Source organism: Reyranella sp. CPCC 100927, from assembly GCF_007859315.1.
GTDB lineage: Bacteria > Pseudomonadota > Alphaproteobacteria > Reyranellales > Reyranellaceae > Vineibacter.
In genome coordinates this window covers 1291655-1313555 of sequence record NZ_VOHA01000001.1, presented here as the reverse complement: position 1 = coordinate 1313555, position 21901 = coordinate 1291655, and the positions used below count along the sequence as shown (strand labels likewise).

The following is a 21901-nucleotide window of genomic DNA, read 5'->3' as shown; positions in this document are numbered from 1 at the left end:
CCTACTCCCTTTCCAGAATGACGGTGCCGCTGCCATGGCGAGAGCCCAGCGAGCCGCCGGTGCCATGCGCCAAAGCCAGATCGCAGTTCTTCACCTGCACCTTGGGATGCGCCTCGCCGCGCAGCTGGCGTACCGCTTCGAGCACCTTGGTGAGGCCGCCGCGGTTGCCGGGATGGTTGCTGCACAGGCCGCCGCCATCGGTGTTGAACGGCAGCTTGCCGACACCCGAGATCAGGTTGCCGTCGGCCACCAGCTTGCCGCCCTTGCCCTTCTCGGCAAACCCGAGGTCTTCGAGCTGCATCAGCACCGTGATCGTGAAGCTGTCGTAGATCGACACGTACTTGATGTCCGACGGCTTGACGCCGGCTTCGGCGAAGGCCGGCGGACCGGTGTACACGGCGCCGCTGTAGGTCAGGTCGACCTTACCGCCCATCTGCGTCTTCATCGCTTCGGCAGCACCCAGCACCTTGACCTTGGGCCGCTTCAGGCTCTTGGCGATCTCCGGCGCCACGACGACGATGGCGCCGCCGCCGTCGGTGATGACGCAGCAATCCAGCCGATGCAGCGGATCGGAAATCATCGGCGAGTTCACCACGTCCTCGACCGTCACCACGTCGCGCAACAGCGCATGCGGGTTGTGCTGCGCGTGGTGCGAGGCGGCGACCTTGATCCAGGCCAGCTGCTCGCTGGTGGTGCCGTACTGGTGCATGTGGCGCATGGCGCACATGCCGTACATGTTCACCACCGTGGGCCCGTAGGGAAACTCGAACGGCTCGTCGGGAGTCGGCGTGCCGCCACGGCTGCGCGGCACCGTGCCGGTGGCCATGCCCTCGGCGCGCGGCCGGCCGGCCAAGGTGATCAGCGCCACCTTGCACTTGCCGGCAGCGATCGCTTCCAAAGCGTGGCCGACATGCACGACATAGGACGAACCGCCAGTGTCCGTGGAATCGACGTGCCTGGGGTTGAGGCCCATGTACTCGACCATCGACATCGGGCCGAGGCCGGGCGCGTCGCCGGCGCAGAAGTAGCCGTCGACGTCGGCCTTGGTAAGGCCGGCATCCTCGAGTGCGCCCTTGGCCACCTCGGCATGGATCATGGCCAGCGACAGATCGGTCGCCAGCCGGGTGGGGTGTTCATAGATGCCTGCGATATAGGCTTTGCCTTTGAGACTCATGGGCGGCTCGTTCTCCCGCGCGATGGATATCGCCGCATCGTGGTGCATTTCGCGACCACGGTCGAGATGTCGATGACCGCGTTCGGGCAACGCCGGGCGGCGTGGTGAGCATGGACAGGCTCGCAGAGCGGAAGGTAGACACCGGCGATGCGGCGCCCTGTCCGAGCGTCGTCGCGACGGCGGTCACATCGACGAAAGTCGGGGCCAGTTCCTCAAGGGGCTCTCTCAGGTCGAGAAGCACTCCGAGGCGTTGGCGCTCGTCCTTGCCGATCCAGCGATCGGTGATCTCGTCAAGCGGGACGGATTGAGGTCGTGCAACTTTCTCGCGACTCTGCCACACGCTGACGGCGAGGTCCTCCAGCACCTGCCAGATAGACAACCATTTGGTTGCATGTCAATCCGATGTCAGATTGACGTGAAGCGCGATCGTCTCGCGGCGCAGAATGTGCGCGGTGCAAAGCCGCACCCGCGATCAACTCATTGGGAAGTGATGGCCAAACCCAAGACCGTCCCTATATCGAGCGGGACGCAGCTTGGCTGCGTTGATTCATGAATCACATCAATCCCTCTCTATGTTCAGGAGATGACCATGCGCATGTTCGCTGTTGCTGCCGGCCTGGCCGGCATGCTCGTTTGTGGCACTGCGTTCGCCCAGTCGACGGCGTCCAACCAGCAGACCCAGGCCTGCTACACTCAGGCCCGCCAGCAGGTCCTGTCCGGCGAGGCGCTGACGACCTTCATGGCGCACTGCACGACGGATCGCGTGGCGCCGACGCCGGCTTCAGCCACCACGTCGAACCGCTGCGCCGATCAGGCCCGGCTGTTGAGCGGCGAGCAGAAGGCCGCGGCCCTGCGCGACTGCCGCTAACACCGGCAGACTGCTGATGCACCAGAAGGCGCGCCGCTCCGTGGCGCGCCTTCTTTCATTGAGGTGATGGTTCCTCCGTTACGATCGATCGTGTAGCGTCATGCCGGATGACGAGGACATGACATGGCGCAGTCGCGCATGGATCCGGCACCCCGGCAGTATCCGCCGTTCGTCGCACTGCTGCGCCGAGCGGCACGCGGCCCGGCGGCGGCGCCCGAGCGAACGACCGCGGACGAGATCGAGGCTTGGCTGCTGCGCGAAGCTGTCCGCGAAGAGGACATGCTGCCCCTGTATGAATCGTTGGTGTGGCGGCTGGTGGCGGCCGGCCTGCCGCTGGACCGCAGCAGCGTCCACGTCGGCACGCTGCATCCGCAACTCATCGGCTTTGCCTGGAACTGGAACCGCACCGACGGCCTGTGCGATGAAGTGAAAGTTCCGGAAGCCGCGCTGAAGTCCGACTCGTATCGGCGCAATCCGCTGTTTCGCGTCAATGAGTACGGCGAGTCCGTGCGCTGCAACCTCGGCGATGCGGAGACAATCGCGCGCTTTCCGTTGATGGCGGAGCTGGCGGCGCAGGGCATCACCGAATATATCGCGCTGGCGCTGGGCGGCGGTGCCTATCACAACGCCGTCACGGTCGCCACGAAGCAGGCCGGCGGTTTCTCCGACTCCCAACGCACGACCCTGGAGCGACTCTTCGCATTGTTCGCGCTGCACATCGAGCGCCATATCGCGCAGCGCATCGCCGGCAACGTGCTCGACACCTACCTGGGCACGGCGGCGGGCGGCAAGGTGCTGCGTGGCGCCATCCATCGCGGCTCCGGCGAGCCGATCCGCGCCATCATCTGGGTATCGGACCTGCGTGGCTTCACCGATCTCGCCGATCGTCTCGAGGGCGCCGAGATGATCGCGCTGCTCAACGCCTATTTCGAGCGCCTTGCCGGTGCCGTGCTGGACCACGGTGGCGAGGTCCTGAAGTTCATCGGCGATGGTCTGCTGGCGGTCTTCCCCTTCACCGCCTTCGGTGATGAAGCACAGGCGGCGGCCGCGTCGCTGGCCGCGGCCCAGGCAGCGATGGCGGCGATCGAACACCTCAATGTCGAGCCGCCGCCGGAACTCGCCCGCATCGGCGGCTGGCAGCCGTTGCGATCGGGCATCGCGCTGCATGAAGGCGATGTCTTTTTCGGCAATGTCGGCGCCGAGGCACGGCTGGACTTCACGGTGATCGGCCGCGCCGTCAACGCGGCCAGCCGTGTCGAAGCCCTCACCAAAACCCTGGGGCGTTCCATTCTGATCACCGAGCCCGTCGCCCGCCGCCTCGAGCGGCCACTCGACCTGCTGGGCGCGCACGCGCTGCGTGGATTGGCTGAGCCTGTGCCGCTGTACGGACTGAAGCCCTGATTGCGGCCACGCTCAGGCGACAAAACGGCGCATCGACGTCGGCCGAACCGGCTGCGCCGGTGGGAGCCCACCGTTCGAACCTGCGTTGGATCGACAGCGTTTCCAACACAGTTGCACGCGCCGTTAGCGATCCGCACATGCAGAAGCTTCACGGTACGCCAAACGCACTGTGAGGCTTTTTCTTGCTGTTACGCCTTTGGCGGCACATCGCGGGCACCGGGCACGCGCTGGGAGAATTCTTCGGGGATCGCCTTGCCGGCGTCGGTGTAGGCCTTCTGGATCGCCGCCACGTTGGGACCAAAGATCGTGCGGCGATGCGACTTGGTCCATTCGCGCGACCCTGACACCGTATCGAGCGAGCCCTGGAAGCGCGGCATGACCCAGCGCGCGAAAAGCTCGTAGCTGCGCAGGGTCTGCTCGCGGTTGGCCCATTCATGAGCGCGGAACATCACACCGCCGATGCCGCCCCGGCTCTGCTCGATCAACCGCTCGATGCCGCGGGCGACCGTGTCGGGCGAGCCGACCAGGGTGGTGCCCATCTTGACGCCGTCGCGCAGCGGATCGTCCGCGCGGCCGGGCGGCCGGCCCAGCGTATCCTCGAAGTAGGTCACGGTCTCCAGCCGCTCGCCCTTCTGGACCTCGCGCAGCGCCAGCTCGTCGTCCTCGGCGGTGTGCATGTTGACCACCAGCCGCCAGTCCTTGCGGTTCATCGTGCGGCCGACCTTGGCCGCCTCCTCCTCGGCGATCTTCCATTGGCCCGCCAGGGCATCGGGGCCGCCGGGTATGCCGGCGCCCAGCGACAGCACGCCCAGGCCATACTTTCCTGCCACCTGCATGCCGGCCGGCGTCAAGGTGCTGGCCACAGCGATCGGGAAGCAGGGATCGCTGTAGGGCGCCAGGTGCAGGCGCGCATCGCGCAGCTCGAACCAGTCGGTCTTCATGGTGACCGGCTCTTCGCACTTCAGCAGCCGCGTGATGGCGTCGAGCGACTCGTCCATGCGGCGGCGCTGGTCGGCGGGCTCGATGCCCATCATGTAGGCATCCGACACCAGCGCGCCGGGGCCACAGCCCAGCATGGCACGGCCGCGAGTCATGTGATCGAGCTGGACGAAGCGGTTCACCACCATCAGCGGATGATGGTACGGCAGGCTCGTGACGCCCGAACCCAGCCGGATGTTGCGCGTGCGCTCGGCGACCGCGGCGATGATCAGCTCGGGCGCGGCGATGATCTCCCAGCCGGCGGAATGATGCTCGCCGACCCAGGCTTCGTCATAGCCCAGGTGATCGAGCCACTGGATCAGCTCCATGTCGCGCGCGATCGCAAGGTTGGGGTTGTCGCCCACGCGATGGAACGGCGCCAGGAAGATGCCGAAGATCAGTCCCTTGTGCGCCATCGCCTATCCCCTCTCGCGTCGCAGAATTGCTGGTCGGATCGCATTCCGACGCTCGGAATGCCGCCACGCTCCGATGTACGCGATGGTGGCGATGGAGTCGATCCAGGGGCTGCTATGCGCTAAACGAAGGTTCTCACCTCTCCCGTAAGCGCAAGAGGTGAAGAAGATGGAGCGCGCCATGGACCTGAACTTCAGCAAGGCCGACCTGGCTTTCCGCGACGAGGTCCGCACCTTCCTGAAAGAGAACCTGCCGGTCGAGCTGACCGAGAAGGTGCGCCGCAACCTCCAGGTCGAGCGCGAGGACTACCTGACCTTGCATCGCCTTCTGCACCGCCAGGGTTGGATCGCACCGGCATGGCCGAAGGCGTACGGCGGCACCGGCTGGAGCCTGACGCAGCGCTATATCTTCAACGAGGAGCTGGCCTACGCCAACACGCCGCGCGTGATGCCGTTCGGCATCCAGATGGTAGGGCCGGTCATCTACACCTTCGGCAACGCCGAGCAGAAGGCCAAGTACCTGCCGCGCATCCTGTCGGGCGAGGATTGGTGGTGCCAGGGCTACTCAGAGCCCGGCGCCGGCTCCGACCTCGCCTCCTTGCGCACGCGCGCCGTGCGCGACGGCGATACCTATGTCGTCAACGGCCAGAAGACCTGGACCAGCTTCGCGCATTATGCCGATCACATGTTCTGCCTGGCGCGCACCAAGCCCGACGCCAAGCCGCAGGACGGCATTTCGTTCCTGCTGATCGACATGCGCCAGCCCGGTGTCGAGGTACAACCGATCGTCACCGTCGACGGCACCAGCGACGTGAACTCGGTGTTCCTGACCGACGTGAAGGTGCCGCGCGAAGACCTGGTGGGCGAGGAGAACAAAGGCTGGACCTACGCCAAGTTTCTGCTCGGCCATGAACGCGCCGGCATTGCCGCCGTCGGCCGCTCCAAGAACGCCCTGCGCCGACTGAAGGAGATCGCGCGTGCCGAGCACGTCGCCAGCAAGCCGCTGATCGAGGAGCGTGCGTTCGCCGAGAAGATCGCGCAGGTCGAGATCGACCTGACGGCGCTGGAATATATCGAACTCGACGTGCTGTCGCGCGAAAGCACCGGCCAGGGGCCGGGCACCGGCGCCTCGATGCTGAAGGTCAAGGGCACCGACGTGCAGCAGGCCATCACCGAGCTGGTGTGCGAGGCGGTCGGCTACTACGCCATTCCCTACGTGAAGAAGGCGCTGTTCGACGGTTGGAATGAGCCGCCGATCGGGCCGGAATACGCCGCCACCGCGGCGCCGACCTATCACAACTGGCGCAAGGCCTCGATCTACGGCGGCTCGACCGAGGTCCAGAAGAACATCATGGCCAAGATGGTGCTGGGGCTGTGAGGCCCCTGCACTGGCCCATCACCCGACCGGCTGACCGCTGGTAAGACGCTTCAGATAGCGGCGGACGTCCTCCAGACCCGGGCCGACGGCATCGACAGCCGCCCTGAGATCGACGGGATGAACGTGAAGGGTCTTTGACCAGTACCGCATGTGTTGCTCGGCATCGATATCGATATGAACGCTCTGCTGCTGATCCGCCATGCATAAACCCACGTTTCAAGAATCGATCTCTGTACTGTCGACACCCTGCCCGCGGAGCTGCCACCCACCGAGGCCATCGGGGAGTGCGACCATTCCCTCCGCCATGTGATCCGGCACCGAGTCGGCCTCGGTGCATGTGACGAGATCCTTGTTGGACCATGGCGCAACCAGCGGCTCGCGGCCCTGATGCCGCACCACCTGGTCGAAGACCGCCGCAGCCAGTTCCCGCGCTTCGGCCTCGCTCGCGGCACCGACCAGGCACACGTCGCGATGCCAGCTGCGCTGCCAGTGCGGCGAATCGCGATCGACGGGCTCCAAGCGATAGATCGGCATCGAAGCCTCACCTAGTTGCTGGCGTACCGGAACTCCGGCAGCGTCTTGAGCTGCTCCTTGGTGGCGCCGGGCAGCATGATCTTCTTCTCGACGACCCGCAGCGACTCGTAGGGAACCGCGATCAGGCGGGCGCCCATGCCGAGAAAGCCACCGATCGACAGCACGGCGTACGGCGCCTTGCCGTCGCTGGCAATGATCACGTCATCGATCTTGCCGATCGACTCGTTGGCCGCATTGACGACGTCGGCGCCGATGACCTTGGAAGCGCGGAACCCGGTCGACACCTGCTGAACGTCGACTTTGGTGATCGTCTGCGGCTGTCCCTGGGTAAAGCCGGGGCCAGCTGCCAGAACGGACAGCGCAACCGCGGCGGCACCGACAGACAAGCTGAGCCTTTGCATGGTCTTCCCTCGCGAAATTCGTGCACTCGAAACGCTGCTGCACGACGCAAGTTCCCTCGCGGGGGATGAGAGAGCCATGCCTGTCAGTCGGCGCGCATGCCCGCGGCCTTGATGACGTCGCCCCACTTGACCCGGTCGGTCGCGATCGCCGTCTTCAGATCGGTCGGCGAGCCGATCAGGCTCTCCACGCCGCTCTCGACCATGCGCTTCTGAACGTCGTCCTTGGCCAGGGCGGCACGCAACGCACGGTTCCAGAACTGCACAAGATCGGCGGACAGGCCCGCCGGACCGAACAGGCCAAACCAGTTCACGATCTTGAAGTCGGGCAGCCAGCGCGAGATCAGCGGCAGGCCGGGAAACAGCGGCGACGCCTGCGGTGCGCCAAAGGCAACCGGGATCAGGTTGCCGCCGGTGATCTGGCCAAGAAACTCCGGCATGTTGCCGAACATCATGTTGACGTTACCCGCGACCATGTCCTGGATGGCCGGCGCGCCGCCGCGGTAGGGCACATGGACCAGGTCGACACCGGCCAGCTTCTTGAACATCTCGCCCGCCAGATGCTGCGACGTGCCGTTGCCGGTGGAGGCGTAGGTGAACTTGCCGGGACTGGCCTTGGCCTGATCGATGATCTCCGGCACCAGGCGGAACGGCGCGTGGCGGCTGACGACCAGCATGTTGTAGACGCCGGCGACATTGGCGATGGGCGTCAGGTCCTTGTCGACATCGATCGGCAGCTTTTGCCCGGGCATCACCGGCGACACGCAGAACGCCGCCATGCCCGCCAGCAGGATCGTGTGGCCGTCGGGTGCCGATCTGGCGACAGCTTCATTGGCGATGAAGCCGCTGGCGCCGGTCTTGGTCTCGACGATCACTTTCTGCCCCACGACGGGCGCGAGCGCATCGGCCACCAGGCGCGACAACAGATCGGCCGTGCCGCCCGGCGGAAAGCCGCAATACAGACGCACGTCCTGTTTCAGCGGCTGTGCCGCCGCTGAGCCGACCAGGCCGGCGGCGGCCGCAGCAGCGCCGACGAACGTCCGTCTCAACATGCCCCGTCCCCCTCGCCTACGACGTCACGCCTGGGCTTTGCATGCCGAAGGTGATCTGATTGCCGTCGAGGTCCGTCACATTGAAGTCGCGCATGCCGTATGCAGAGTCCACCGGCGGCTTGACCACGTTGGCGCCGCGCGCGGCGAACTCGGCGTGCACCGCATCGACGTCGCGCACGAAGATGCACAGACCGCCGTTACCCGGCAGCCGCGGGGTCGCGCTGCCGGCCAGCAGATGGAGCTGGACCTCGTCACGGCAAAGGCAGGCGTAATAGATCGGCTCGCCATATTCGAAGGTGACGTCGAAACCCAGGGCGTCCCGGTAGTGCGCGACACTGGCCGCGATATCGCGCACCACGAAGACAGTCGCGGCACCCACCATCATGGGATCGGCGCGTTCCATGCCAAGTCTCCTCGTGCCTTCTAGCGTCGCCGCGTGCTGTCATCCCGAGCGCAGCGAGGGATCTTTTGATGCACCGCCGCACGCCAGCTTCAGAAGATCCCTCGCTGCGCTCGGGATGACAGTCTTGGTCTGTGCTCGTCAATTGTGAAATCCCGGTACTAGGCGCGTGCGTGTGTTTTCAGGAACGATTCATCGACCGTGATCCCCAGCCCCGGCCGGTCGGGGATCGCCACCATGCCATCCTCGACGGGAAAGCGCTCCTGAACCAGATCCTGCAGCATGGGGTTGCTGCCCAGCGAATACTCGAGGATGAAACCGGCGGGCGACGTGGCAGCGACCGCCAGCCCGGCGGCAAAACCCGGCGCGCCCGACCACAGATGCGGCGCCAGCCGCAGGTTGAACGCCGAGGCGATGGCGGAAATGCGCAGCGCCTCGCTGATGCCACCCGCGATGGCGAGATCGGGCTGCAGGATATCGGCGGCACGCAGCTCGGCCAGGTCGCGGAAATCGTGGCGCGTGAACTCGCTCTCGCCGGCGCTGATCGGCACCGACGACGCGCGGCGCACCTCGGCCATGCCGGCCTTGTCGTCTCCCGACACCGGCTCCTCGAACCACATCAGGTCGCAGTCCTCGACCATGCGCGCGAAGGCCTTGGCCTCGGCCACGGTGAAGGTGCCGTGCGCATCACAGGCGAGACCAATATCGGGGCCGAGCGCCGCGCGTGCCGCCTTCACGCGCGCGGCAGACCGCGCGGGGCTGCCGTCCATCACGCCGACCCGCATCTTCACGGCCTTGAAGCCACCCCTTTCGATGTAGCCTTGGAGCTGGGCACCGATGTTCTTGGCATCGGCCCAGCCACCCGAGGCATAGGCCGGCATGCGCTCGGCGCGACGGCCCCCCAGCAGCCGCCAAACCGGTGCATTGAGCGACTTGCCCAGGATATCCCACAGCGCGATGTCGATACCGCCGATGGCAGCCAGCGAGAGCCCGCGCCGGCCGAGCTGCGGCATGCCGTGCCCGCGCATGATCGCGTGCCCATGGCGCGGCGTGTTGTACATCACGTCCCACAGGCGGGAGATGTCGCGGGGATCCTGGCCCAACAGCAGCGGTGCCAGATCGTCGCGCACGATGGCGGCCAATCCCGCACAGGATGCGGCCGAGCCGACGCCGGCCTTGGCCTCGCCCCACCCGACCAGGCCACTATCGGTTTCGATGCGAACGATCACCGAGTCGAACGACGCCACCAGGCCGAAATTGCTGACGTGCTGACCCGACGGCGGGATCGGTACATGCGCCCAGGTGGCGTCAATGCGCGCGATCTTCATGGCAGGACTCCCGGCAGATCGTTGCGTCGAACGTAGCGATACATGGTCCCCGAGTCTCCCGTCACGGACGCCTCGCCGCCGTGCTCGCAATGACGTGAAGCACGCCGAGATTGCCGCGTCATGTCGCGGCAGCAAACGCGGCCACCCGCGCGGCAACCATGCGTACCACACATGTCGCCACGACGACGGCATCCGCTACAGTCGGCGGCGACGAGGGAGGGCGCGCCATGAAGATCACGGACGTCACACTCACGCTGTTTGCGTGGGACAGCATCCCGGCTACGACTTACGGCAGCCACACCGGCCAGTTCGGCGGTTCCAGCCAACTCGGCCTGTTGCGCCTGATCACCGATCAGGGTCTCGAGGGCCACGCCTTTCTCGGCTCGGCGATGAACCCGGCCACCACCGACGGCCAGGGCCTGATCACGCACCTCAAGCCGGTGCTGCTGGGCCGCGATCCGCTGGACCGCGAGCGGCTCAACCAGGACATCTGGCGCCGCCAACGCGCCGCGGGCGTGCGCCCGATCGGCGCGGTCGACGTGGCGCTGTGGGACCTCGCCGGCAAGGCGATCGGCCAGCCGATCCACCGCCTGCTGGGCACCTATCGCGAGAGCATCCCGGCCTATGCCAGCTCCGCCGTGCTGGCGGCGCCGGAGGCCTACGCCGAGGAAGCGGTGCGCCACCGTGATGCCGGGTGGGCCGCCTACAAGATCCACCCGCCGACCCGCTGGCGCGAGGACATCAAGGTCTGCGAGGCGGTGCGCAAGGCCGTCGGCGACGACTACACGGTGATGCTCGACTCGACCTGGAGCTATGACTTTCCCGCCGCCGTGCGCGTCGGGCTGGTGGCGCAGGATCTCGGCTTCCACTGGTACGAGGATCCGCTGGCCGACCAGGACATCTACAACTACGTCAAACTGAAGCAGAAGCTCTCCATCCCGATCCTGGCCACCGAGTACCCGATCGCCGGCTATGAGAGCTACGCGCCGTGGATCATGCTGCAGGCCACCGACTTCCTGCGCGGCGACGTGGCGGTGAAGGGTGGCATCACGACCCTGGTGAAGGCAGCGCACCTGGCCGAGGCGTTCCGCATGAATTTCGAGGTCCACCACGGCGGCAATTCGCTCAACAACGTCGCCAATCTGCATGTGATCGCCGCCATCCGGAACACCGAGTTCTTCGAGGTGCTGCTGCCCGATGGCGCGCAGAAATACGGACTGCAGCAGGACATCGTGATCGGCCGCGACGGCCTGGTGCACGTGCCCAACGGCCCCGGCCTGGGCGCCGCCATCGACTTCGACCTGATCAAGCGCAAGACCGTGACGGTCCTGAGCTGACTATGAATCATTCCTGGGAGCGCGGGCGTCCCGCCCGCTCATGCCTCGCCGCTACCCGCCCATGCGGGCCGGAGGCCCGCGCTCCCAGGGCTCACTTCGCTCGCGATGACCTCGCTATGCTCGGGATAACGGAACAGAAAACCAGGAGGACCCTGTGCCATTGAAGCTTCCCGCCCTTTGCGTCATCGCCACACCGGGCCGTCGCCGCGCCATGATCGAGACCGCGCGCGAGGCCGAGCGCCGCGGCTACCAGGGCATCTACGTGCCCAGCCGCTTCAGCAACATGTCGGTCTGCGAGGCGCTGGCCTGGAACACCGAGCGCATCACGTTCGGCACCGCCATCGCGCCGATCTACGCGCGCAGCGTGTCGGACTTCGCCGAGGCGACAGCGTTCATCCACGAGATCTCCAGCGGACGCTTCCGCTTCGGCATCGGCGTGGCGCACGCGCCCGGCCACGCGCGCATGGAGGCGAAGGCCGGCAAGCCGCTGGCCGATACCCGCGCCTTCGTCGAGAAGCTGCGCGCCCAGCCCGGACAAGGCGGACTGCCGCCTGTCGTGATCGCCGCCCTGCGGCGCAAGATGGTGGCGCTGGCCGGCGAAATCGGCGACGGCGTGGTGTTCGCCAACGCCTGCCGTTCGGCCATGGGCGCCTCGCTCGCCCATCTGCCGGACGCCAAGCGTGCCGATCAGGCGTTCTTCATCGGCAACATGATCCCGACCTGCATCAGCGATGACATCGAGGCCGCCAAGGCGGTGAACCGGCGCACGCTCGGCAGCTATCTGCTGCTGCCGAACTATCGCAACTACTGGAAGGAATGCGGCTATGTCGAGGAGATCGCGGCGGTCGAACAGGCGATCGCGGCGCAGCGCACGGACGATCTCGCGACACTGATGAGCGACAAGTGGCTGGCCGACGTTACGCTGTTCGGACCGGCGGCGCGGGTCCGCGACGAACTCGCCGCGTGGTACGAAGCCGGCGTCCGCACGCCGATCATCGTCGCCTCGTCGGCGACCGGCCGGCAGCAGCAGGCGATCGAAGAGGTCTTCGCGACATTCACCGGTTGACGACCCTTGTCATCCCGCGCGCAGCGAGGGATCTTTTGGGCGGCTGGCAGTGCGCCCAAGGGAAGGATTCCTCGCTGCGCTCGGAATGACAGTAACGTTCGCGACGACAAGGGAGTGCATCCATGACGCTCACCATCACCGACGTCACGCCTGCGATCGGCGCCGAGATCGCGGGCGTCGACCTCTCTCGCCTGAGCGATGCCGCGTTCGCCGCCATCGAGCATGCCTGGCACCGGCGTGCCTTCGTGCTGGTGCGCGGCCAGAGACTCTCCGATGACGATCTGCTGGCCTTCAGCCGCCGGCTGGGCGAGCTCGACCCGCCGCCCAACCAGGAAAAGGGCCGCATGAGCCCGCCGGGCTATCCCGACATCTACGTCGTCTCCAACGTGCTCGACGCCAAGGGCGAGCCGATCGGGGCGTTGGGTGCCGGCGAAGCGGTGTGGCACACCGACATGAGCTATCTCGACGCCCCGCCTGACGCCTCGATGCTCTACGCGCTGGAGCTGCCGCCGACCGGCGGCGACACATGGTTCTGCGCCATGCAGGCGGCGTTCGCCGAGATGCCCGAGGCCCTCAATGCCCGGATCCGCGGCCGACGCATCAAGCACGACGGCACGTACAATTCAGGTGGCTACCTGCGCCAGGGCGTGACGGCCACCGACGATCCACACCAGGCGCCCGGCGCCTGGCATCCCGCCGTGTGTGTTCATCCCGCCACCGGCGTGCCGGCGCTCTATCTCGGCCGCCGCCGTAATTCCTACATCGAGGGCTATACGCGGGCCGAGTCGGACGCACTGCTCGACGCGCTGTGGGCACACGCGACCCAGCCGCAGTTTACCTACGCACATCGCTGGCAGGTCGGCGACCTGGTGCTGTGGGACAACCGCACCACCATGCACCGGCGCGATCCCTTCGACTCCACGGCACGCCGCGTGATGCACCGCACCCAGATCAAGGGCAGCGCCAAGCCGGTGGCCTACGCGGCGTAGGACAACGAAAAACGCCCGATCATCGATCGGGCGTTTTCGCCGTCCGGGATGCCGCCGTGATCGGCGGCACGCACCGGATCAAATGGCTTCCTTCAGATCCTTGGCGACACGGAAGGCAACCTTCTTCGACGCCTTGATCTTGATCGGCTCGCCGGTGGCGGGATTGCGGCCCATGCGCGCCGGGCGGTTGCGGACCTGCATGATCCCCAGCCCGGTGATGCGGACCTTATTGCCCTTCTTCAGGTTCTTGACCGTCAGGCTGACGAAATCGTCAAACAGGGCACCAACCGCCTTCTTCGACAACTCGTGCTTTTCCGCCAGCTCGGCGAGGAGCTTCGACAGCGGAATGGTGGTGACAGAAGCCTTCGCAGCAGCCATGGGCTTTTTTCCTTCTCTTCAGGGGGCCTCCGCCCGGCCGCACCCCCTTAAGACACGACCGGCGAAGCGCAGCTAGAATACGAAGAATCGTCGTCTGCGCAATGGATATAGTGGGTATAGCAAGCGGAAAATACCGCATTTAGGCCCTTTTTCTGGGGATTCAGCCAATTTAAGCACGGTGGCGCGGGCTTTTTTGCCCCTGGACAGTTGGTCAGAAGTGCCGGCGCACACCTCCCTTTCGCCGGGCACGGGTTCTCTGTCGACGCCCGACCGATAGACTGGCCGGTGTCCAAAGGGAGGGACTCGAATGACGGTACGCGCCATCGGCAACGCGTCGATCGCCAAGGTGGAAGAGTTGTGCGGGCCTGGTTTCAAGCCCAATCGCATGTTCCCGCGGTTCGACCAGGAGGCCTTCGATGCGCAGAAGCACTGGATGGTGTCGGACCACGTCGAGGCCGGCAGCGACCGGCTGGTCGGCAGCGTGCATGCCTGGGTGGTGCGTACGCCGCACCACACCATTCTGATCGACACATGCCTGGGCAACCACAAGACACGCAGTGCGCCCAACTGGAACAATCTCAACACGCCGTTTCTCGACCGGCTGCAGGCGTCAGGCGTGGCGCCCGAGAGCGTCGATCTGGTCATGTGCACGCATCTGCATGTCGATCATGTCGGCTGGAACACCAGGCTGGAGAACGGCCGCTGGGTGCCGACGTTTCCCAACGCTCGCTATCTCTTCGCGCGCAAGGAGTACGCGCACTGGGAAGACGAGCGGCGAAACAAGAGCGGTGAGGAGGTCAATGGCGGCTCGTTCGACGACAGCGTCCTGCCGGTCGTCGCCGCCAAGCAAGCGGTCATGATCGACGTCGACCACCAGCCCGACCCGTTGCTGACCATCATCGATGCGCCCGGCCATACGCCGGGCTCGATCGCGATCCGCCTCGCCGACGGCGGTCGCGAAGCCGTCTTCAGCGGCGACATCATGCATCATCCGGTACAGGTCTATTATCCCGAGTGGTCGAGCCAGTTCTGCTGGGACCAGGACATGTCGGCGCAGTCGCGCCGCAAGGTGCTGGAGCACTGTGTTGAACACAACAGCCTGCTGTGCCCGGCCCACTTCCCCGGCGCCAACGCCGGCCACATCCACCGTGACCGCGATGCGTTCCGCATCGAATGGGATCGGTGACAAGCCAGGCAGACAGTGCAGTCGCTAGGGGCACGCCGCTCCGTGGCGCGTCGTGATCCGGCGCTTCGCGCCGGCGCGCCACGGAGTGGCGCGCCCCCAGCCCTCGCCGGCACCATTCTTCTGTGGAGACTCTAAGATGGCCGACGCACTCCAGACACTGGTCGATGACCTGACCTTTCCCGAAGGGCCGCGCTGGCACGATGGACGACTGTGGTTCTCCGACTTCTATTCGCATCGCGTGCTGGCCGTCGATGCCAGCGGCAAGCTCGACACCATCGTCGATGTGCCACAGCAGCCGTCGGGCCTGGGCTGGACGCGCGACGGCAAGCTGCTGATCGTGTCGATGCTCGATCGCAAGCTGTTACGGCTGGATGGCACGGCTCTCACCACGGTCGCAGACCTGTCGTCGTTCGCCGGCGGTCCTTGCAATGACATGGTGGTCGACCGGCAGGGTCGCGCCTATGTCGGCAATTTCGGCTTCGACCGCCACAAGGGCGAGGCACAACGCACCACCTGCATTGTGCGAGTCGATCCCGACGGCCGCCTCACCAAGGCAGCCGACGATCTAACGTTCCCCAACGGCACGGTGATCACGCCGGACGGCAAGACCATGATCGTGGGCGAGACGTTCGCGCACCGGCTGACAGCGTTCGATGTCGCCGCCGACGGCACGCTGTCCAACCCACGCCTGTGGGCCCGTGTCGAGGGCTGCTATCCCGACGGCATCTGCCTCGACGCCGAAGGCGCGATCTGGGTGTCCGATCCTTTCGGCCACCGGCTGCTGCGGGTGTTCGAAGGCGGCCACATCGCACAAGAGATCCCCCTGGCGCCGCGCGGCGCCTATGCCTGCATGCTGGGCGGCGATGACCGGCGCACGCTGTTCGTCTGCACCAACTCCGGCAGCGGACCCGCGATGGCCGACAAACGCGACGGCCGCATCGAAACCCTGCGCGTCGACGTCCCCGGCGCCGGCTGGCCTTGAGCGGGAGAGTGGCAATGACTGTCATCCCGAGCGCAGCGAGGGATCTCGCGCGAATGACGCACCATGTGTCACCCGCAGGCGATTCCTCGCTGCGCTCGGAGGATGTGATCTTATCGCTTCGCGCTGTCATTCCGAGCGTAGCGAGGAATCTTTCGGCAGTTTCTGGGCCGTTCACGGCCGAAAGGATCCCTCGCTACGCTCGGGATGACAGCGTGGCCCATAAAATCACAGGCTGTCGGGATGACAGATGTGTCTGCGGCCGGCAGTTCCAGGTACCAGAGGTGATCGGTTATGGTGAGTGACATTCTGCGTGAGAGCGATGCCGGCCTGGACGGCAAGGTCGCCATCGTTACCGGTGGTGGCGCCGTGGGTGACGGTATTGGCAACGGCCGCGCCACGGCGATCCTGCTGGCGCGCGCAGGCACGCGCGTGCTGGTGGTCGACCGCCAGCGCGATCTCGCCCAGCGCACGGTCGAGATGATCGCCGCCGACGGCGGCACGGCGGCGGCGTTCGCAGCCGACGTGACGGACGATGCGCAGTGCGCGGCGATGGTGGCCGATGCCGTGAGCCGCTTCGGCCGCCTGGACTTCCTGGACAACAACGTCGGCATCGGCAGCCGCGGCAGCGTCGTCGACGAGAAACCCGAGGTCTGGCGCCGGGTCATGCAGGTCAATGTCGACAGCATGTTCCTGGCCGCACGCCACGCCATCCCGGCCATGATGCGCACGGCAGGCGGCGGCGCCATCGTCAACGTGTCGTCGATCTCGGCCCTGCGGCCGCGCGGGCTTACGGTTTACACCACGTCCAAGGGTGCCGTGATCGCGCTGACGCGTGCCATGGCGGTCGATCATGGGCCGGACGGCATCCGCGTCAATTGCGTCGCGCCGGGGCCGGTCTATACGCCGATGGTCTATGCCGGCGGCATGACCGACCAGGCGCGCCGGCAGCGCCAGCACGCGTCGGTGTTGCGTCGCGAGGGCACCGGCTGGGACATCGGCCACGCCGTGCGCTTCCTGTTGTCCGATCACGCCCGCTACATCACGGGCCACACTCTGGTGGTGGATGGCGGCACGACCCTGGTCGGACCATCCCGCGAGTCCCAGACCGAGCATTGAGGAGCAGCCATGGCGCGTTTGACGTATCTCACCAAGGCCGACCTGGCGCCCGAAAACCAGGATCTGCTGGCCCGCGACCTGCCGCTGTTTCAGATCCTGGCCTACAGCCCCGGCGGCTCACGCGCCTTTACGGGGCTGGGCGGTTATATCCGCTTCGGCAGCAAGCTTGACCCGCGGCTGCGCGAGCTCGCGATCCTGCAGGTCGGCTACTTGACACGCTCGGTCTACGAGTACGCACACCACATCAAGATCGGGTTCGACTTCGGCGTCTCGCCGGACGACATTCGCGGCCTGATCGCGGAGTCCAACGGGCAACCCTCGTCGCTCGAGCCGCTGGCCCAGACCGTCCTGCGCGGCGCTCGCGAAATGACGGCGGATCTCGCGATGTCGGACGCCACCTTCGCCGCGCTGCGCCAACATCTGAGCGAGGAACACCTGCTGGACCTCGTGATGACCATCAGCTTCTACAATGGCGTCGTGCGGCTGCTCGCCACGATGCAGATCGACCTCGAGCCCGAGTACCGGAAATATCTCGACCAGTTCCCGCTGCCCGCAGCCTGAAGGAATGAGGATTGTCATGCGTTTGGCCAACAAGATCGCGATCGTCGTCGGTGCCGGCCAGGGACCCGGCGAAGGATTGGGCAACGGGCGTGCCACGGCGCTGCGCTTTGCGCAGGAGGGCGCCAAGGTCCTGTCGGTCGATCGCGACCGCGCCTCGGCGCAGGAAACCGCCGACATGATCGCCAAATCAGGCGGCACGGCCGCCGCGTTCGAGGCCGACGTGACCAAGGAGGCGATGCTGGCCGCAATGGTTGCCGATGCGCAGCGTCGCTGGGGACGCGTCGACATCCTGCACAACAACGTCGGCGTCAGCATCGCCGGCGGCGACGCGCCACCCACCGAGATTACCGAGGAAGCCTTCGACCGCGTCGTGGCCATCAATCTGCGCGGCACCGTGATGGCCTGCAAGCACGTGTTGCCGATCATGCGGCAGCAACAGGCCGGCGTGATCATCAACATCTCGTCGATGGCGGCGTGGACCGACTATCCGTTCGTGGCCTACAAGGCGACGAAGTCGGCCATGATTGCCTTCACCGAGCAGCTCGCGATCCAGAATGCTCAATACGGCGTGCGCGCCAACGTCATCCTGCCCGGCCTGATGGACACGCCCATGGCGGTCGACACCCGTGCCCGCACCGGCAACCGCAGCCGCGCCGACGTCGCGGCCGAACGCGACGCCAAGGTGCCGCTGCGGCGCAAGATGGGCACGGCCTGGGACGTCGCCAACGCCGCCCTGTTCCTGGCGTCCGACGAAGCGAACTTCATCACCGGCGTGGCGCTGCCGGTCGACGGCGGCTCAAGCGTACGCGTGGGGTAGGCCTGGGAGCGCGGGCCTCTGGCCCGCATCAAGGCGAAAGCTTGCTTTCGCCAGACATGAGCGGGCGGGACGCCCGCGCTCCCAGGATCACTACGCCTTCACCAGATAGCTTTGGAAGACGCCGACATGGACGTGCGCCGGGTCGGCGCCGTTGGGCCACAGTTCCTCGGCGTTGAAACGCACGTCGTAGGTCGGCTCGTCGGCGGATTCGACGCCGTGCGCGTGCGCGTCGGGAAACGGATAGACCGGCGACTCGCCCACCACGACGCCGGTCTTGCCGCGGATGTATCCCGGCATGCGGACATGGCCGGGCACGTGCTCCGGGCGCACCGTAACCCGATCGCCTGGTTTGAATCGCTGGCGATCGGCGACATTGGTACGACCCGGCGCGCTGGGCAGCGAGAGCGGATACTCGCCCTGGGCACGGCGCTCCAACTCCTCGCGCGTGACGATGCCTTTCTCGACGCACAGGGTCGCCAGGCTGGTCAGCGATCGCTCGTAGTAGCTGGCCGACAGGTAGTGTCGCGGCTCCATGCGCTCGATGGCATGGCGATACTCGTCCATGTTGAAGATGCCGAGCTTGACCGCCAGCGAATAGAGCGCATTGACGCGCTTCTCCCACGGCTCGTGGAAGGTCTGCGCCTTGAGCGTGTAGCGCACGCGGCCGAAGCCCTGCCGGCCGCCCATGTCATGAATGCCGTCCATGGTCGAAGCTCCTACAGGCGCGCGACGCCGATCATCGAGTCCTTGGTGACGATCTTGGCGAGTTCCGCCTCCGACCAGCCCACGGTGTGCGATGGCTGCACGGGCAGCACCATGTAACGGGTGTCCGCCGTGGTGTCCCACACGCGGATATCGATCGACGACGGCAGGTCGAGGCCCATTTCCTTCAGCACGGTGCGCGACTGGCGCACGACACGCGCGCGGTACTCGAGATCCTTGTACCAGTCGGGCGGCAGGCCGATGATCGTAAAGGCCGTGCACGAGCACAGCGTGCAGACGATGACGTTGTGCAGGGTGGGCGTGTTCTCCAGCGCCACGAGATGGCGATGGTGCGGCGGCATCGTGAGCCCCAGTTCGGCAACGGCGTCGCGGCCGTTGGCCAGCAGGCGCTGCTTGAAGGCCGGATCGGTCCATGCCTTGGCCACCACGCGCGCACCATTCTGGGGTACCCATTCCTCCTCGGCGAGATGCTTGAACTCGTCGATGAACGCACCGGGCTTCATGCCGCGATCCTCGAAGACGGCCTGGATCGCATCGACGCGCTGCTCGACGGAGGCGGTGGGATGATGGACGTGGCTGTGGTCGGGCATGGCTCTACCTTGGCTGCGTAAATCGGGGCCGCAGCATGATCCATCACCGTCGCGAGTCAATACGCTCACCGCGTGAGAAAGCATACAGCGCCTCATCCTGCGTTAGTTTTTCTATCTCACTTCCCGGGAGAAGGAGCGCGGCATTGCCCGCGCCCGAACAGCCATAGGTTCGATGTCGATCGAAGCATCGATCACCCTCGGAACCGCTAGAGACGCGCCGCATAGCATCCGCACGATCGGGAAAGCGATGACGGGCACGACGAATAGGGCGGGAGAACTGGTGTTGCTCCTGGCGCTGTCGACGCTGTGGGGAGCGTCCTATACCTTCATCAAGATCGGCGTCGAAACCATCCCACCGGTGACGCTGATCGCGGCCAGAACGCTGATCGCCGGTTCGATCCTTCTTGCCATCATCCGCTGGCGAGGACTCTCGTTGCCACGAGACCAGCAGTCCTGGGGACGCTTCCTGTTTCAGGCCTGTCTCAACAGCGTCATCCCGTTCACCCTGATTGCCTGGGCCCAGCAGACGACGGATGCCGGTCTCGCGACGATCCTCAACTCGACGTCCCCGATCTTCGCGTTTCTGCTGACGGCGCTCATGACACGGCACGAGTCCGTGACCGGGCGCAAGCTGTTCGGTGTCGTCGCCGGGTTGCTCGGCATATGCCTGATCGTCGGCGTCGGCGCCCTGGACGGGATTGGGCACCAGTTGTGGCCTCAACTCGCCATCGTCGCCGCCACGATCTGCTATGCCGGCGCCGCGATCTTCGGCAAGAGCTTCAAAGGGCTCGATCCGGTGATGCCGGCAGCAGGCTCGCTGATCTGCGGCGCAGCCATCCTTGTACCGGCGAGCATGGTGATCGATCAGCCGTGGGCACTGGCGCCGACCGCGTCGTCCGTCCTGGCGCTGCTCGCGCTGTCAGCGTTTTCAACGGCTCTGGCCTTCGTCATCTACTTCCGGCTTGTCCAGACACTCGGGTCGGTCGGAACCACGGCACAGGCCTATCTGCGGGTGCCGATCGGGGTGGCGATCGGCGTGATGTTTCTCGGTGAAACACTGACGGCGGCTGCCTGGGTCGGCTTGGCATGCGTCATCGCGGGTGTCATCGCCATGACCGTTCCGGCCCGCAAGAACGGCTAAGCGGCCGGCGTTCGGCCGCCAGGGTCTTTCGTTCCCATCGTCGCGATCGCCCGATACGATCGGCTGCCACACAAACCCTCGTGCCTGGAGAAACGCCATGCTGTTGCCCTTGCCGCGCGCCGCCCGGGCGGCGTTGCTGGCGGTCATGGTCCTTGCCGCCGTTCCCGCCATGGCCCAGGACTGGCCGACGGCCAAGCCGATCACCATCCTGATGGGCTTCCCCGCGGGATCAGGCACCGACGTCGTCGCCCGCACCCTGCAGGAGCCGCTGGAAAAGGAACTCGGCGCCAAAGTCGTTATCGACTACCGCCCCGGCGCCGGCGGCAACGTCGCGTCCGAGGCGGTCGCGCGGGCCAAGCCCGACGGCTACACGCTGCTGTTGGGCACGGCAGCGACACACGGCGTCAACGCCGCGCTCTACAAGCGCCTGCCGTTCGACGTCGAGGCCGACTTCACGCCGATCGCGCCCCTGGTCGATGTATCGAACGTTCTCACGGTCAATCCCGACGTGATCGACGTGACGTCGGTGAAGGCGTTCATCGACACCGTGAAGGCGAACCCCGGCAAGTACAACTACGCCTCGACCGGCAACGGCACCGGCACACACCTCGCCTTTGCCGAGTTCGTCGCCCGCGCCGGCCTGCAGATGGTGCATGTCCCCTACAAGGGCGGCCCGGAAGCGCTGCAGGGCGTGCTGAAAGGCGATGTCTGCTGCATCTTCAATCAGGTGCAGACCGTGCTCGCGCAATGGCGGGCGGGGAAGGTTCGCCTGTTGGGCGTGACGACCAAGACGCGTGTCGCCGCCGTGGCCGATATCCCAACCATCGATGAAGCGGGCGTGCCGGGTTATGAGAGCTACACGTGGTTCGGCCTGTTCGGACCCAAGGACCTCGATCCCAAGATCGCTGCCCGCATCAACGCAGCGGTGAAGGCAACCCTGGAGCTCCCGGCCCTGCGCCAGAAGTTCCTGGAGACCGGCCTTGCGCCGCGCATCGAGTCGGTCGAGCAGTTCCGCGCCACGGTGAAAACCAATCGCGCCAAATGGGCGGAGGTGGTGAAGGCCGTGGGCGCGACGGTCGACTGACGGTCGC

At 66.1% G+C, this 21901-nt stretch carries 24 protein-coding genes; 13 read left to right on the top strand and 11 right to left on the bottom strand.

Annotation, left to right across the window (positions count from 1 at the left end; genetic code table 11):
• Window position 1: 1 nt before the first annotated feature.
• On the bottom strand, window positions 2-1174 hold the full coding sequence (locus FQU96_RS06050) for a thiolase domain-containing protein (protein ID WP_146539898.1): 1173 nt from the start codon (window positions 1172-1174) through the stop codon (window positions 2-4).
• Window positions 1175-1763: 589 nt separating this feature from the next.
• Here FQU96_RS06050 and FQU96_RS06045 point away from each other — a divergent pair.
• Both FQU96_RS06045 and FQU96_RS06040 read left to right on the top strand, forming a co-directional pair.
• Window positions 1764-2042, top strand: coding sequence for a hypothetical protein (locus FQU96_RS06045; RefSeq protein ID WP_146539897.1), 279 nt, complete (start codon window positions 1764-1766; stop codon window positions 2040-2042).
• Window positions 2043-2165: 123 nt separating this feature from the next.
• On the top strand, window positions 2166-3443 hold the full coding sequence (locus FQU96_RS06040) for an adenylate/guanylate cyclase domain-containing protein (protein WP_146539896.1): 1278 nt from the start codon (window positions 2166-2168) through the stop codon (window positions 3441-3443).
• Window positions 3444-3631: 188 nt separating this feature from the next.
• Here the strand turns inward: FQU96_RS06040 and FQU96_RS06035 are convergent, their stop codons facing one another.
• The gene (locus FQU96_RS06035; protein WP_146539895.1) at window positions 3632-4837 is read right to left on the bottom strand and encodes an LLM class flavin-dependent oxidoreductase; all 1206 of its coding nucleotides are present in this window, start codon (window positions 4835-4837) and stop codon (window positions 3632-3634) included.
• 178 nt (window positions 4838-5015) lie between these two features.
• Between FQU96_RS06035 and FQU96_RS06030 the strand changes: the two genes are divergently transcribed.
• The gene (locus FQU96_RS06030) at window positions 5016-6212 is read left to right on the top strand and encodes an acyl-CoA dehydrogenase family protein (protein WP_146539995.1); all 1197 of its coding nucleotides are present in this window, start codon (window positions 5016-5018) and stop codon (window positions 6210-6212) included.
• Between the two features lie 18 nt (window positions 6213-6230).
• Here FQU96_RS06030 and FQU96_RS06025 read toward each other — a convergent pair whose 3' ends face one another.
• From FQU96_RS06025 to FQU96_RS06000, 6 genes are all read right to left on the bottom strand, one after another.
• On the bottom strand, window positions 6231-6413 hold the full coding sequence (locus FQU96_RS06025) for a DUF3606 domain-containing protein (RefSeq protein WP_146539894.1): 183 nt from the start codon (window positions 6411-6413) through the stop codon (window positions 6231-6233).
• A gap of 15 nt (window positions 6414-6428) precedes the next feature.
• Window positions 6429-6746: a hypothetical protein gene (locus tag FQU96_RS06020; RefSeq protein WP_146539893.1), complete on the bottom strand. Its 318-nt coding sequence runs from the start codon at window positions 6744-6746 to the stop codon at window positions 6429-6431.
• 11 nt (window positions 6747-6757) lie between these two features.
• Window positions 6758-7147, bottom strand: a complete 390-nt coding sequence (locus tag FQU96_RS06015; RefSeq protein ID WP_146539892.1) for a PRC-barrel domain-containing protein — start codon at window positions 7145-7147, stop codon at window positions 6758-6760.
• A gap of 83 nt (window positions 7148-7230) precedes the next feature.
• A complete protein-coding gene (locus tag FQU96_RS06010; protein WP_146539891.1) occupies window positions 7231-8196 on the bottom strand; it encodes a tripartite tricarboxylate transporter substrate binding protein in 966 nt (321 codons plus the stop codon).
• Between the two features lie 16 nt (window positions 8197-8212).
• Complete coding sequence (locus FQU96_RS06005) at window positions 8213-8599, bottom strand: VOC family protein (protein WP_146539890.1); 387 nt, start codon at window positions 8597-8599, stop codon at window positions 8213-8215.
• A 158-nt stretch (window positions 8600-8757) separates the two neighbouring features.
• Window positions 8758-9924, bottom strand: coding sequence for a mandelate racemase/muconate lactonizing enzyme family protein (locus FQU96_RS06000; protein WP_146539889.1), 1167 nt, complete (start codon window positions 9922-9924; stop codon window positions 8758-8760).
• Between the two features lie 227 nt (window positions 9925-10151).
• On the opposite strand from FQU96_RS06000, the gene FQU96_RS05995 reads away from it, so the two are divergent.
• The 3 genes from FQU96_RS05995 (at window position 10152) to FQU96_RS05985 (ending at window position 13316) form a co-directional block, all read left to right on the top strand.
• Entirely contained in the window at window positions 10152-11261 is a 1110-nt protein-coding gene (locus FQU96_RS05995) for an enolase C-terminal domain-like protein (RefSeq protein ID WP_146539888.1), read from the top strand.
• A gap of 154 nt (window positions 11262-11415) precedes the next feature.
• Window positions 11416-12327, top strand: coding sequence for an LLM class flavin-dependent oxidoreductase (locus tag FQU96_RS05990; RefSeq protein WP_146539887.1), 912 nt, complete (start codon window positions 11416-11418; stop codon window positions 12325-12327).
• Between the two features lie 122 nt (window positions 12328-12449).
• A complete protein-coding gene (locus FQU96_RS05985; RefSeq protein WP_146539886.1) occupies window positions 12450-13316 on the top strand; it encodes a TauD/TfdA family dioxygenase in 867 nt (288 codons plus the stop codon).
• 78 nt (window positions 13317-13394) lie between these two features.
• On the opposite strand, the gene FQU96_RS05980 is transcribed toward FQU96_RS05985, so the two are convergent.
• Window positions 13395-13694 (bottom strand): HU family DNA-binding protein, encoded by a 300-nt coding sequence (locus FQU96_RS05980; RefSeq protein WP_146539885.1) that lies wholly within the window; start codon window positions 13692-13694, stop codon window positions 13395-13397.
• 307 nt (window positions 13695-14001) lie between these two features.
• Between FQU96_RS05980 and FQU96_RS05975 the strand changes: the two genes are divergently transcribed.
• The 5 genes from FQU96_RS05975 to FQU96_RS05955 all read left to right on the top strand — a co-directional run bounded on the left by FQU96_RS05975 (window position 14002) and on the right by FQU96_RS05955 (window position 18356).
• A complete protein-coding gene (locus FQU96_RS05975) occupies window positions 14002-14880 on the top strand; it encodes an MBL fold metallo-hydrolase (protein ID WP_146539884.1) in 879 nt (292 codons plus the stop codon).
• 136 nt (window positions 14881-15016) lie between these two features.
• Window positions 15017-15862, top strand: a complete 846-nt coding sequence (locus FQU96_RS05970) for an SMP-30/gluconolactonase/LRE family protein (RefSeq protein WP_146539883.1) — start codon at window positions 15017-15019, stop codon at window positions 15860-15862.
• A 291-nt stretch (window positions 15863-16153) separates the two neighbouring features.
• Window positions 16154-16978 carry an SDR family NAD(P)-dependent oxidoreductase gene (locus tag FQU96_RS05965; protein ID WP_255467863.1) on the top strand — a complete coding sequence of 275 codons (825 nt, stop codon included), beginning with the start codon at window positions 16154-16156 and terminating at the stop codon, window positions 16976-16978.
• A gap of 9 nt (window positions 16979-16987) precedes the next feature.
• Window positions 16988-17539, top strand: a complete 552-nt coding sequence (locus tag FQU96_RS05960) for a carboxymuconolactone decarboxylase family protein (protein WP_146539882.1) — start codon at window positions 16988-16990, stop codon at window positions 17537-17539.
• Window positions 17540-17555: 16 nt separating this feature from the next.
• The gene (locus FQU96_RS05955; protein WP_146539881.1) at window positions 17556-18356 is read left to right on the top strand and encodes an SDR family NAD(P)-dependent oxidoreductase; all 801 of its coding nucleotides are present in this window, start codon (window positions 17556-17558) and stop codon (window positions 18354-18356) included.
• 90 nt (window positions 18357-18446) lie between these two features.
• Here the strand turns inward: FQU96_RS05955 and nthB are convergent, their stop codons facing one another.
• Window positions 18447-19061 carry a nitrile hydratase subunit beta gene (gene nthB, locus FQU96_RS05950; RefSeq protein WP_146539880.1) on the bottom strand — a complete coding sequence of 205 codons (615 nt, stop codon included), beginning with the start codon at window positions 19059-19061 and terminating at the stop codon, window positions 18447-18449.
• Between the two features lie 11 nt (window positions 19062-19072).
• Complete coding sequence (nthA, locus tag FQU96_RS05945) at window positions 19073-19669, bottom strand: nitrile hydratase subunit alpha (RefSeq protein WP_146539879.1); 597 nt, start codon at window positions 19667-19669, stop codon at window positions 19073-19075.
• Between the two features lie 247 nt (window positions 19670-19916).
• On the opposite strand from nthA, the gene FQU96_RS05940 reads away from it, so the two are divergent.
• Both FQU96_RS05940 and FQU96_RS05935 read left to right on the top strand, forming a co-directional pair.
• A complete protein-coding gene (locus tag FQU96_RS05940; protein ID WP_146539878.1) occupies window positions 19917-20810 on the top strand; it encodes a DMT family transporter in 894 nt (297 codons plus the stop codon).
• A gap of 97 nt (window positions 20811-20907) precedes the next feature.
• Complete coding sequence (locus tag FQU96_RS05935) at window positions 20908-21894, top strand: tripartite tricarboxylate transporter substrate binding protein (RefSeq protein ID WP_146539877.1); 987 nt, start codon at window positions 20908-20910, stop codon at window positions 21892-21894.
• The last annotated feature ends 7 nt before the right edge of the window (window positions 21895-21901 follow it).